Raw genomic sequence first — 14,400 nt, 5'->3', positions numbered from 1 at the left:
GCATATATAATAAAAACAATCTATAAGCGCGGTAATCTTATCGTTCGTTCTGCACCATATTGGGGTTGGCATCCATTTCCGATTGCGGAATGGGCAACGCGATACGAAGGTCGTTATATTGAATAGTTATTGCGTTATTATCTTTCAAAGTCGCCAAATGCCATCTGCCGCTGCGTACTATCGGTATCCGGTTACGCAGGTAGTCATAGAATATCAGCCCCTCGCCCACTAACTCTTTGCGGCGTTCTTTCATGATGCGTTCTATTGTAAAGTCGGCAGCCGAGTTGACGCGCATTGCAGCATTCGGCGTACGGTTGGCTATCAGTTCGTTCAAGTAATTCATTCCTTCAGTCTGTTCCGCTCCTCCCAATTTCAATCCGGCTTCGGCTGCATTCAAATAAACTTCCGACAGACGGATAATGCAGATGTTGTTATCGTGCGGGTCGCCGTTCTTTCCGGGGAACTTTCCGAGAAAGACATTGCGGTTACGAGCAGCTTCGGGCAGTCCCCCGTTATTTTCGATAACAGAAGGTTGGGCTACGCAGTGACGGACATCTTGGGTATCTTCGTCAAGCAGATTCAAAAAATCTTCGGTCAAAATCAAGTTGTTCCAGTCGGTTTTGGCTTCGTTGGCGTAAACCATCGGCGCACCTTCACCTCCCGTACCTCCACCCCACTCTGAGGGTTCGGAAATGCTGATGTAGAGTTCGAAAAGCGATTCCGACTGAAAATCTTGCCCCCAAACGTTGGGATATTCGCTTTGCGTGTAAAGCGAGTAGAGGTTTCCGCTGTTCTTAATCACATCTACCGCTGCATCGTAAGCGTCCCGGTAGTTGCCCATGTTCAGGTAAACCCGCGAAAGGAGTGCCTTCGCCGCCCAATAGTTGATGTAGCCGTCACGTCTTTCACGGCTCAACCCGTCGAGGGCATCGGTCAAATCGGTTACCACTTGCGTGTAACACTCTGCCACGGTATTACGCGCCGGACGATGATCCGGATTTTCGGGACTCAGCTCGATAGGCACTCCGAGTGAGGCTCCGTTATCGTTGGTATAGGGCATACCGAACATGCGCGTCAGGTTAAAGAGTGCCAGCCCGCGCAATACGAGGGCTTCGGACTTAATGGCATTCACCTCTTCGTCAGTTCCTCCGGGAATATTTCCTTCATTTACCCGCTGAATGATGTTGTTTGCCTGACGGATAACAATGTACGGACGTTGCCACGGCAGAGTGATGTTCAGATTATCGTCTGCCAACACATTATATTCATAGTAAGGAGATACACGCCTGCCCGGTCCTTTACTCTCGCGCGCCTGCACGTCGGCAGCGCGGCAATCGCCATAATACCAATGGTTATCCCCGTAATAGCTATGCTGAGAGGTTTGGCGGTACACACCGTTCAAGGCTACTTCAAGGTCGCTATACGTAGCGAGAGCTTGGTCGGTGGTTACTGAAGTCGACGGGTCTAAGTCAAGCCAGCTACTCGAACAGGATGTTCCGACAAAGGAAACAGCCGCCAACATATATATATATAATCGTTTCATAAGAAAATACCTTTTTTAAATGAATTAGAATGTTAACTGAACTCCGAAACTAAACGTGCGCATGGCGGGAGCTTCGCAGAATACTTCTCCGTTGACCGGCGTTTCGGGGTCGTACTGATCCCACTTAGCCCACGTCAGGAGGTTGCTTCCGGAGAAGTAGATACGCGCCCGGTCTATCAAAGCCTTGCTTGTCCACTCCGAAGGCAATGTATAACCAAAGGTCAGGCTCTTCAAACGCAGATGGTTGGTACTGTGAATGTAACGTGAAGAGTTGCTTATAGAAGCGTTCTGACCATACACGAAGCGTGGCACGTCGGTTACGTCTCCCGGCTTTTGCCAACGGTCTAACGCATAGACGGGCAGGTTATAACCCTTGCTTCCGCTATCCCCGCCATAAATGGAGGATGTTCCGTTCTCGATGTAGGTTCCGGCTTTATCGAACGAATAGCCGCCCAATGAGTACGTCAGCGTAAAACTCAAGTCAAACCATTTGTAGCTTAATATGTTGGTCAAACCTCCCGAAACTTTCGGCTCGGCAGACTTATACGGAATGGCTTGTGCCTCATCGGGGTTTGTAGTAAGACTACGGTTGTAGTTCCCGTTTTCGTCCTGCGTATTCAGATAGTATTGGGCTTCTCCGGTCTGCGGATTAACACCGGCATACTCTTTTACGTAAAACGTATAATAAGGATAGCCCACTTTATGGATAAACCAATTGCCTTCGATAGACTGGTCAAGCTCGCCGTTCAATGAAACCACCTTGTTTTTGTTGTGGCTCAAATTCAATACCGTTGTCCAGTTAAAATCGTTTGTGGCAAAGTTCAATGTTCGCAGCTCCAGTTCCACACCTTTGTTGTTCAGCTGTCCTACGTTTGCAAGGTAATTGGTAAACCCTGTGGTGCTGCTGATCGGCATGTTGTAAAGCAAATCCTTCGTATCGCGGTTGTAATATTCCACTGTCAGGAAGATGCGGTTGATGAAAGAAAAATCGACACCGATATTCAGGTTATAGTTCTTTTCCCACTTCAAATTCGGGTTCGGCTGAGAAGATTCGTAAGAACCCGACTGCTCCATGTAATTCTGTCCGTAAGTATATACCCCCATGTATCCGTACAGTGAGCCGGGCTGGTTACCGTTCACACCGTAAGATGCACGTATCTTCAAATCGCTCAACACATGCTTCAAAGGTTTCATGAACGATTCGTTTGAGATATGCCACATACCCGATACCGACCAGAAGTTCCCCCAACGTCCTTCAGGAGCAAGGCGCGAGCTACCATCGCGACGGAAACTTCCGGCAACATAGTAACGGTCATCGTAATCATAGTTCAAACGAGACACGTAAGATATCATGCGGTAATCTTGCGTAGATGACTGGAAAGCACTCAAAACGGAAGCATTGTCCGGTTCGGTAAGAATCTCGGAAGGAAGTTTGTATTTCTCGCCCACTGCCTTATCCGTTTGATAACTTTCAACCTCGTAAGCAGCCAGTACATCCAGATTATGCTTATCGGCAAAGGTATGGATATAGTTTACAGAAGTAGAAGATATCAGTTTCCCGTATTCAATGAATCCTTTCGCCGTGCGGGCATCGCTTCCGCTCTTTGATCCGGCAGAACTCAAAGGATTGTAATAACGGGCATCCTTCTGTATGTTATAGTCATAACTTAATGTTTCTTTTATCTTCAGTCCCTTTATCGGTTCTACCGAAGCATAGCCCGTAGCAAACATACGGGTCATGCGGGTACGGTTATAGTCGGTTAATATATCGCGCAAGGGGTTCAGTGAAGTGCCTTCGTATGCACCTACGTAATTCCCGTTCTCATCGCGTACCAGCATGGACGGATTCATCGTGACGGCTGTCGCGAAAAACGGGTTTATGGCAGAGCTTCGTTCCTCATTCAGTTCCTGATTCAGTTGCGAAAACATCATGTTTCCTCCCACTTCACCGTACCGCCCTACCTTTTGCGTCATGTTCAAACGTGCCGAGTAGCGTTCCAATGCCGAGTTCTTTGCCAAACCCTCCTGCTTGTTATACCCCAACGAAGCATAAAACGTAGTACGGTCGTTACCTCCCGATACGGAAGCCTCGTAATCTTGCTGGGTAGCGGTACGCAGCAACTCCTTGCTCCAATCGGTGTATCCCATCGAAGGAATGGAAGCATATTTGTCAATTTCCTGATCGGCGTAAGCGGTGGGCGAAGACATGCCTCGGTCTTGCGCATAGTTTACCAAACCTTCGTAAAGCATCATCCGCCGATCGTCTCCGCTCAGCGTAGGACGGAAATCGACAGCCGAATTTGAGAAACCTCCCGAAATGTTCAACGAAACTTGTGCCTTGCCGATGCTTCCTTTCTTGGTGGTAATCAAAATGACCCCGTTTGCCGCACGCGAACCATAAAGCGAAGCCGCTGCCGCGTCTTTAATCACCGTAATGTTTTCGATGTCAGAAGGATTCAAGGTTGCCATGATGTTGGTCTTCGAGTTATTCATATACGAAGCATCAAGTCCTCCACTGCTTAGGCTTCCGGAAGTTACAGGCACACCATCAATCACAAACAAAGGTTCCTGTGAAGCATTGAACGACCCCATACCGCGAATACGGATGCTTTGGTTGGCTCCCGGCTGTCCGGAACTGCTGGTAATATTCACACCCGTAGTCATACCTTGCAGCTTTTGTTCCACACTCATCACGGGGATGTCTTTCATCATGCTCCCCTTTAACGTATTTGCAGACCCGGTGAACGAAGACTTTGTAAAATTACCATACCCCGTTACTACAACTTCTTCCATAGCCACGGCATCGGGCTGCATGACAATGTTCATCGTATTCCGCTTGTTGGGAATACGGACTTCGAGTGTTTTCATTCCTAAGTACGAAACCGTAACCATCTTATAATCCGGCTGTACTTCTAACGAAAACTTTCCGTCAATATCGGTGATAGCCCCTTGCGATTCATGCCCCAGAACTGCGATAGCTGCACCAATCAACGGTTCGCCATCTTCCGAAGAAATGACAGTTCCTGTAATGACACGCTGCTGAGCAAACATTTGCAGGCATACCAACGAAAAGACTAACAAACACACTCTTCTAATTGTAAAATGAACTGTTTTCATATATTTTTCCATATTTGACATAATTTCTCATGCCAAAACAATTCCATTCTACAATCTCAATTATTATTTTATGTTAACACACTGTTTGACAACAAATTAATCAAGGCAATATTTACAGTCTGTATTTACAATAAATGTGGAAGAATGTTGAGAAGTGTTGAATTATTCCACAGTTCGGCTATTACCATTCAGACAGATACAAGAATGTGTCAGGATGGGAAAAACTCTCCGCTTTTCGTCATCCTGACACATCCCCCTCGAAGTAGAAATGCTATCAGCGCATTTCTGTATAAGGAATCTTATCCATATCGTTATAATCCAAGTTTTCACCTGCCATACCCCAAATAAACATGTAGTTGCTGGTTCCGGCAGCTGCATGGATAGACCATTCGGGCGACATGATGGCTTGTTCGTTATTCAGCCATACGAGGCGTTCTTCTTTCGGCTCTCCCATCAGGTGGCAGATGCGGTTTCCTTCGGGTACATTGAAATAGAAATAAGCCTCAATACGCCGGCTGTGTGTATGGGCAGGCATGGTATTCCACACACTTCCCGGCTTCAATTCGGTCAGTCCCATCTGCAACTGGCAAGGACCTTCTTCCAATACGTTATTCACAATCAGCTGGTTAATCACGCGGTCATTGCTTTCTTCCATTTTCCCTGCCGGAAAGGAATTGGCTTTCAGCGAACCTTTACGTCCGTCGATGGTTACCAACTGTGTTTTATACGCTTTGTGTGCCGTAGCCGAGTTGATATAAAACTTAGCAGGATTGGCTGCATCTTTACTCTTAAATGTTACCTGCTTATTGCCGCGTCCTACGTAAAGGGCTTCTTTGAATTTCAATTCGTATGCTTTTCCGTCTACCGTCACTACGCCATCGCCTCCTACATTAATCACTCCCAACTCTCTGCGTTCAAGGAAATACTGTGCTTTCAGGGGGTCGATAGTATCTAACGACAACTCTTTGCTTACAGGCATCGCTCCGCCGAAGATAAAGCGATCGTACATAGAATAAGTCAGATTGATTTCGTCGGCAGCCATTACTTTATCCATCATGAAACTGCTCCGCAGCCTGTCGGTGTCGTAATGTTTTACGTCTTGCGGATTACAAGCCGTTTGCATCTTGTAGTTCACTTGTGCATTTACCGAGAGAGCTATCGCTCCCAACATCATAGCCGTTGCTAATTTTTTCATTGCTTATATGGTTTTTAATTATGTTATTTCATAGCAAGTTCCGGATGTGAACACAGCTGTTTTTCATTCATCTTTTATATTTATCCACGTATTCACGCCCCAAATTTAATGCTTTTTTTTAATCTGCAATTATAAAGAATGTTATTTCGTTATCGCACACGACAAGCATTGAGAGGGTTTTACAACGCTACTCGAAGCGTTGGTCCACGCTATGGGATGCGTTATGTCATTCATCCCATAGCGTTAAGTAACGCTTCCCAATGAATTTTCAACTCCCGATGCTAAGAAATCCAGCAGACATACGGACAAAAAATAAAGGATTCGGAATACGCTCTACCGCGTAACCGAATCCTTTACCGTCAAATCAGATAAATCTGGTTCTTATTATTTCTTTTTCAACTCGTTTGTGAACGAATACGGAAGGTCTTCTGCCTGCACACCTCTCGACTTATTCGGAGTGTCGCCCATACGGATATCAATCGTAGCACCGTTGGTAAACATCGGGAACGTGTAGTAGTTCTTCGTATACTCCTGTCCGTTTACTTTCATATCTTGGATGTAGATATTGCTTTGGCTGTTTTCGGGAGCATTGATTACCACGCTCTTTCCGTTTTCCAAGTGGATGGTTGCTTTCTTAAACAGCGGAGCACCCAATACGTACTGGTCGGTTCCCGGACAAACCGGATAGAAACCTAAGGCTGAGAATACATACCATGCAGAGGTCTGACCGTTATCTTCGTCGCCGCAATAAGCGTCCGGAGTGGGTGTATACATGCGGTTCATTACCTGACGCAACCAGTATTGGGCTTTCCACGGCTGCTTAGCGTAGTTATACAGGTAAATCATGTGCTGTATCGGCTGGTTTCCGTGAGCATAGTTACCCATGTTCATCACCGTCATTTCGCGGATTTCGTGAATCGGGAAACCGTAATAGCTGTCGTCGAAGATAGGCGGAACGGAAAATACCGAATCCATCATCGTTACAAACATTTCGTCGCCTCCCATCAGGTCAATCAATCCTTGCGGGTCGTGGAATACTGACCAAGAGTAGTGCCAGCTATTGCCTTCGGTAAAGGCATCGCCCCACTTCAGCGGTGAGAACGGTGACTGGAACGTACCGTCGGCATTCTTTCCGCGCATCAGCTTGCTTTCCGGGTCGAACAGGTTCTTATAATTCATGGCACGCTTAGCGAAAAGATTGATTTCTTTCTTCGGACATTTCAGGTCTTTAGCCAACTGATAAATACACCAGTCGTCGTAAGCATACTCTAACGTACGCGCTGCGTTTTCGTTGATTTTCACATCGTAAGGAACATAGCCCAACTTGTTGTAATATTCATATCCCTGACGTCCGGTAGAAGAAACTTCCGGATGAACGTTTTCCGTACCGTGAATCAAGCCTTTGTACAGCGTTTCAATATCGTCTACCTTCACGCCTTTCATGTAAGCATCGACCAAAACCGAAGCCGAGTTGTTACCAATCATACAGCCTCTGTGTCCCGGACTTGCCCATTCGGGGAAGAATCCGCTTTCTTTATAGGTGTTAATCAAGCCTTCTTGGATTTCCTTGTTTACCGAAGGATAAGCCAGATTCAGCAAGGGGAACAAACAGCGGAACGTATCCCAAAAACCAGTATCGGTGTACATGTATCCCGGAACTACTTCGCCGTTATAAGGGCTGTAATGTACCACCTGACCGTTTGCATCGATTTCGTAGAACTTGCGAGGGAACAACAGTGAGCGGTAAAGACATGAATAGAACATGCGGTACTGGTCAAGGTTTCCGCCTTCTACCTCGAATCGGCCCAACATTTCATTCCACGCATCTTGTCCTTTCTGAACCAGTACGTCGAAGTTATCCGAGCCTAATTCTTTCAGGTTCAACAATGCCTGTTCGTGGCTGATGAATGAAGAAGCCACACGTGCGTGTACTTCTTCGCCCTTCTTCGTAGCAAAACCGATAATCGCTCCGGCATGGTTGGCTCGCTGCTCTACCTTATTTTCGGTCACCACGCTGTCGGCAACCGTTGCACAATAAGTAAACGGTTTGTCAAACTCAACTACAAAATAGTTTTTGAAATTGGCAGGAACACCGCCGCTGTTACGAGTCGTATATCCGATAATACGGTTATTCGCCTTGTCGATTTTAACATACGAACCTTTGTCGTAAGCATCTACCACCACGTATGAATGTTCGTTTTCGGGGAAAGTGAAACGGAACATGGCAGCGCGTTCGGTAGGAACAAGCTCGGTTACGATATCGTAGTCAGCCAAATACACCTTATAATAATAAGGCTTTGCAGTTTCTCCTTTATGCGAGAACCAGCTTGCACGCTTATCTTCGTTAAACTCAGGAGCATTGACCATCGGCATAATGGCAAACTGTCCGTAATCGTTAATCCACGGACTGGGCTGATGGGTTTGCTTAAAACCTCTAATCTTTGTTGCCGTATACTGATACGTCCATCCGTCGCCCATCTTTCCGGTTTGCGGTGTCCAGAAATTCATACCCCACGGACGGGCAATCGCCGGATAAGTATTTCCGGTAGACAGTTCGAAAGTAGATTCTGTACCTACAAGCGGATTCACATAGCTTGCATAATCCACCGTAGCCGCTTTTGCAAAGCCCAAGAATCCTGCTAATAAAATAAGTAATGATAATTTTTTCATGGCCTATTCAACTAATTATTGTTTCACACCCCATTTGGTCGGCTGATTAGTCATAACCAGTTCCAATGCTCCACCGTTAACAATGTCTTTATGTTCGAAGAAAGGAACATCCAACGGTTGTCCGTTCAGAGTAGCCGACTGAATATATTTGTTTTCCTTTGAATTATTCTTCGCAGTGATGGTAAACGTTTTGCCGTTAGGCAGATTGATAACAGACTGGTCGAACACCGGACGTCCGATAGAATACACCGGTTTTCCCGGACATACCTGATAGAATCCCATTGAGTTAAGGATATACCATGCAGACATCTGACCACAGTCTTCGTTGCCCGACAAGCCGTCAGGGTTATTACGGTATTGTTCCTTAAATACCCGGTCAAGCAATTCCTGAGCCTTCCACGGACGGTTTACGTAGTTATACATGTGGATAACATGATGACTCGGCTCGTTACCTTGAGCATACTGTCCGATAAGCCCTGTAATATCTGCCGAAACCACATCTCCTTCCAGTTCAGAAGAAGCAGTAAACAGAGAGTCTAATTTTCCTACAAAGGCATCTTCGCCACCCATCAGTTTTACCAAGCCCTCAATATCGTGGGGAACAAACCAAGTCCACTGCCAAGCTGTTCCTTCGCAGTAATCATCATTCCGGTGATTAGAAGCACGGGGATTAAACGGAGTACGCCATTTTCCATTAGAGTCAACTCCACGCATGAAACGGGTAGAAGGATCAAAATAAAGTTCGTATGCTTTCGCAAACTTCGCATACTTCTCTTTATTCTTATAGTCTCCGGTTGCTTCGGCAAGAACCGAAATACAATAATCATCGTAAGCATATTCCAAAGCCTTTGCTACCGATTCGTTTTCACGGTCGCACGGAATATAACCCAACGTATTCTTATAATAACGTGCCATAGGCATCAAGACAGGCAATACCTTTTCCGGACATACGATACCGGTTGTATCATACTCAGCAGTACGCAGACAAGCCTTGTAAGCCTCATCCAAATCAAAATTCGCATATCCTTTGGTATAAGCGTCTGCTATCAACGAAGCTGCATGATAACCAATCATCGTACCGGTGTAATTTCCGGCAAGTTCCCATTTGGGGAATACACCACCTTCTTGCGCTTTCAACATCAACGAACGGATAAACTCATTATTCAAATCCGGATCGATGATAGAAAGCAACGGATGAAGGGCACGGAACGTATCCCACAAAGAGAAAATCGTATAAACAGGCTTATTGACATCTCCTTGATGCGGTTTCAGGTCCATACCGAAATAACGTCCGTCTACATCGGTAAACAGGTTCGGACTGATAGCCGTATGATACATCGCTGTATAGAAGATTGTTTTGTCTGTTTCATCGGAAGTGGTGACATCTATTTTCTTCAGATAATCATTCCATGACTGGCGTGCTGCCTTACGGATACCTTCAAAGTCCCACGCCGGGATTTCAGCCTCCAGATTCTTTTGCGCACCTTCCATATCTACCGCCGAGATACCTACCTTAACCATCACTTCTTCGTCTTTCTGCGTAGCAAACTGCAACAAGACTTTGCAACGGGGCTGCATTTTTCCGTTATGGTCGGTCAGCGTATCGCGCACGATAGTGTAAGTAAAAGGCTTCGAGAATTTAGCATAGAAACTTGCCTGCTGATCGAATGCCCAATATTCAGTTAATTTATGTCCGCGTATTTCGGTATCACTCACCACTTCCACTTGCATATCCAAGTTTTTCTGGCGCTGTATAGAATAATCCAAATCTAAAATAAATCCGGATTTATCGCTTTCGGGGAACGTAAAGCGATGTAAAGCGGCACGTTTGGTTGAAGTCATTTCTGCCTTCACGCCGTAACGATCGAGAAATACAGAATAATATCCCGGTTCAGCCGTTTCGTTCTGATGAGAAAAAGCCGAAGCGTAAGGCAGGTTCTGCTTGGTAAAGTCCTGCGGATTATATGTCTGCTCACCCACAGTAGGCATCAACAGGAAATCACCGTAGTCGGCACATCCCGTTCCGCTCACATGCGTATGCGAGAAACCGTTCATCAACGAGTCTTCATAATAATATCCCGAACAAGCATCCCAGCCATCGATGCGGGTATCAGGACTCGGCTGAATCATACCATTAGGAACTACCGCACCGGGGAAAGTATGTCCATGACCTCCCGTTCCGATAAACGGATTAACATAAGCAGCATAATCTTTTTCCACAGTTGCATCCGTAGAACATGCTGCAAAAAGCATCATACCGACGCAACATGTAATCGTAAAAACTTTTCGTATCATAATATTATACTTCAAGGAATTAATTACTTGAATTTTATTGATTATTTTTTCTGTGACAAAAATATTGTATTCTGACGAATCTCATAGCATATATGCAAAGTATTTTGCAATATTTCCAACACATCCCCAACAGATTCTTTCTTCCGTAACACTCCCGAATAGGTTTCTGTACCATCGATATCGGGTGAAAGAATAATATCTACCTTATACAAGGTTTCCAATGTTTCGGCAATACTGAAAATATTTGCGTTTTTAAAAGGTATCAGGTTATCATGCCAAACGGCGTCTAAAGCTGTATTGCTTTCGCGCACATTCATCCGTCCGGTCACCGTATTCAGTTCTACCCGCTGACCGGGAACAAGCGTAATCGACCCTTCGTCCTTATTACCTTTTACTTTAATTTCGCCTTCAATCAATGATGCTTCCGCTATGCGGCAAGAAGGGCTTGCCTTGAAATTAAACTTGGTTCCCAACACTTGCACACTCATGGCATCGTTATAGACAGTGAAAGGGCGATGCCTATCTTTATTTACTTCAAAATACGCTTCACCTTCCACCTTCACCTCACGCTCTGCGGTGCTAAAATTCTCCGGGTATTTCAAGACTGAATTTTCGTTCAACCAAACTCTGCTACCATCTGAAAGAACAATATCTTTCGTTTCTTGACTTCCGGTAACCACAGACAGCCATTTTTCTTGCGGCGACGAACTCCAATAATTAAAAGAAAATACAGAAACGACAAGAAGTACAGCAACAACGGCAGCATATTTAAATAAACAGTACAAGCGTCGAGTTTTCACAAGATGCTTATTTTTTTCAGCTTCGATAAAATACTCTAACTTTCTTTCCGCTTTCTGCAACGACAGCTTTTCATCTCTGTCATTTTGTTTGCCCAAGAAGTATATCTCTTCCCATGCAAAAAACAACCGGGCATGTTCGTCCGACTCGTTTACCCAACGAATAATCGCTTGGCGTTCGTCTTCCGAACATTCGTTGTCGAAAAAGCGTACTATTTCACGATAACCTGTTTTTTTCATAACCTTTTTACCTTGTTTCCTTATAGAGAACAATTCTCTACAAGGAAACACTTATTTCATTAAAAATTAAATAGCTGAATCAAAGATATTCTGCCATGACTCCACTTTTTATCAATTCGATATTTTACTTTCATTTCTTGCTATTTATACCAAACAGTGCCCGGCTCTTTTCCCATTTCAAATTCTAAAGTAGCGCCATCCATAATTTGCTGGTGAGTGATATAACACTTATCATACGGAGCGCCATTCAGCTTGACTGATTGAATATAAATATTCTCATGACTCACATTATGAGCTATTACCGTAAAGGTTTTCCCGTTACTTAAATGAAGTTGTGCTTTAGGGAACATCGGCGTACCTATTTCGTAATTGCCGGATATCGGATTAACCGGATAAAATCCCATGGCACTAAATACATACCATGCCGACATCTGACCACAATCTTCATTTCCACATAACCCTCCCGGCGTATTCGTGTAAAACTCGTGCATAATTTGTGCTACATACTTTTGAGTTTTCCACGGCTCATTTACCTTATTAAACAGATAAGAAACATGATGGCTCGGTTCATTGCCATGTGCATACTGGCCAATCATACCTGTACTGAATATAGGGAGTTCATCATCGGCAGAGGGATGGAAAGTGAACATACTATCCAATTTTTGAGTAAATCGTTCAGTTCCTCCTGACAAACCAACAAGTCCGTCAATATCATGCTGTACCGACCAAAAATACTGCCAACCGTTACTTTCACAAATATCTTCGGTATAAGCATCTGCCTTGAAGCCTTCTATGAAATTACCTTTGCTGTCACGCGGTTGCATAAACGTAGTAACCGGATTAAACACATTCTTATAATTCAATGCACGCGCATCAAATTCTTTCATTACATCTGTTTTACCCATCTTCTCAGCCATACGTGCGATGCAATAATCATCGAAAGCATATTCCAATGTTTTTGAAAGCGACCAATTTTCGTAAGGTTTCAAGTCATAAGGTACATAGCCTTTTTCTTTATACACCCCGATGGCACGATACTCATCTATATTTGCTGTTTTCACACATGCCTCCAATGCTTTTTCCGCATCAAAATCGCCAATGCCTTTCAAATAAGCATCCACAATAACCGGAACAGAATGATAACCAATCATCATATCTGTTTCACTTCCTTGAAAGTTCCATACAGGAAGACGCCCGTTTTGCTCATAAAAAGCGATAAACGATTTCACCATATCGTTCGTACGTTCAGGCTGAGTATAAGTAAACAGAGGATGAGAAGCCCGATAAGTATCCCACAATGAGAAAGTACCATAATTCACCCACCCGTCAGCCTGATGTACCTGCTTATCCGGTCCGTAATAAGCACCGTCTACATCATTATAAATCGTCGGAGCCAGCATACTATGATAGAATGCCGTATAGAAAACAGTTTTGTCATCCTTATTGTCAGATTCTATTTCTATCTTAGCCAACTCTTTATTCCACATTGCTTTAGCCTTCGCCAAGTAAGCATCAAAGTCATTATCGGGGGCTTCAGCCTGAAGGTTTCTTGCTGCACCGTCCATACTGGTGCCCGAAATGGCTGTTACCACCGTGAGTTGTTCGTCTTTCTGCGTTTGATAATCGAATCGTGCCACTACGCCGTTGCTTATTTTCAAACCATCTTTTTCGATAAGCACCGTGTCAAGACTCATTTTATCAAACGGGCGTGAGAAACGAGTATAGAAATAAATCTTCTGTCCACGTGCCCAACCGTCGGAGAAGCGATATCCGCGTACCGTTACCGAGTCTACAGCTTCAATAAACGATGCCTCCGTAACGTCCCAGTTCATGGCTTTCGCCAAATTCAGGAATACAGCCGATTCTGCTTGCGGGAATGTATAACGCTGAACGCCGCAACGCTCGGTTGCAGTCAATTCCACATTAATACCATAATCGTCAAGCATTACCTGATAATATCCGGCATACGCGCTTTCGCGGTCGTGAGAGAATTTCGAATGAATACCCAACGGAGCTTCCGCTTCCTTATAAGGGAGGGTTACAGGCATAAAAGAAATGTCATACAAATCACCTGCCCCCGTTCCCGAAAGATGGGTATGGCTGAATCCCGCAATGGTACTGTCGGGATAGAAATAGCCGGAAATCCGATCCCAACCCGGCAAACCGTTATCCGGGCTTAACTGTACCATACCGAAGGGAACTTGTGCCCCCGGATAGGTATTTCCGGTAAAATCCGTACCGATAAACGGGTTGACAAACTGAGTATAATCCGTATCACCCGTTACAGATTTTTCTTGCGTGCCACAAGCCGTAATTAAAAAAGCAAATGCACAAACAGAACCTGTTAAAAATCTCATAATATCTAAGGCTTAAAATTTAAAATTATAGTATTAACCTTAATATAAAACAATAGAATAAAGAAAAACACTTAGCTTATTTCTTAATTTTTCTAATAAACGAGCCGAATAAGTATTTTAATCTTAACAAACTTGTCAAAAATATTGTTTTTTTTCGACACCAGCTTAATATTTGGCATAAAAAAA

General features: G+C 44.5%; 7 protein-coding genes. All 7 read right to left on the bottom strand.

Annotated features, from left to right (window positions below):
- Positions 1 to 37: 37 nt before the first annotated feature.
- Entirely contained in the window at positions 38 to 1,543 is a 1,506-nt protein-coding gene (locus H9626_RS06555; RefSeq protein WP_191709985.1) for a RagB/SusD family nutrient uptake outer membrane protein, read from the bottom strand.
- A 24-nt stretch (positions 1,544 to 1,567) separates the two neighbouring features.
- Complete coding sequence (locus tag H9626_RS06550; RefSeq protein ID WP_239466563.1) at positions 1,568 to 4,594, bottom strand: SusC/RagA family TonB-linked outer membrane protein; 3,027 nt, start codon at positions 4,592 to 4,594, stop codon at positions 1,568 to 1,570.
- Between the two features lie 340 nt (positions 4,595 to 4,934).
- Entirely contained in the window at positions 4,935 to 5,855 is a 921-nt protein-coding gene (gene kduI / locus H9626_RS06545; protein WP_191709983.1) for a 5-dehydro-4-deoxy-D-glucuronate isomerase, read from the bottom strand.
- Between the two features lie 384 nt (positions 5,856 to 6,239).
- The gene (locus H9626_RS06540) at positions 6,240 to 8,525 is read right to left on the bottom strand and encodes a GH92 family glycosyl hydrolase (protein ID WP_191709982.1); all 2,286 of its coding nucleotides are present in this window, start codon (positions 8,523 to 8,525) and stop codon (positions 6,240 to 6,242) included.
- A gap of 15 nt (positions 8,526 to 8,540) precedes the next feature.
- Positions 8,541 to 10,820, bottom strand: coding sequence for a GH92 family glycosyl hydrolase (locus tag H9626_RS06535; RefSeq protein WP_178256879.1), 2,280 nt, complete (start codon positions 10,818 to 10,820; stop codon positions 8,541 to 8,543).
- Between the two features lie 41 nt (positions 10,821 to 10,861).
- Entirely contained in the window at positions 10,862 to 11,857 is a 996-nt protein-coding gene (locus H9626_RS06530; protein WP_191709981.1) for a FecR family protein, read from the bottom strand.
- A 140-nt stretch (positions 11,858 to 11,997) separates the two neighbouring features.
- Positions 11,998 to 14,214 carry a GH92 family glycosyl hydrolase gene (locus H9626_RS06525; RefSeq protein ID WP_178256877.1) on the bottom strand — a complete coding sequence of 739 codons (2,217 nt, stop codon included), beginning with the start codon at positions 14,212 to 14,214 and terminating at the stop codon, positions 11,998 to 12,000.
- Positions 14,215 to 14,400: the final 186 nt, after the last annotated feature.

Origin of the sequence: Phocaeicola faecium (assembly GCF_014837055.1) — a bacterium.
Taxonomy (GTDB): domain Bacteria; phylum Bacteroidota; class Bacteroidia; order Bacteroidales; family Bacteroidaceae; genus Phocaeicola; species Phocaeicola gallinarum.
This window is presented reverse-complemented; position numbering and strand designations above follow the sequence as displayed.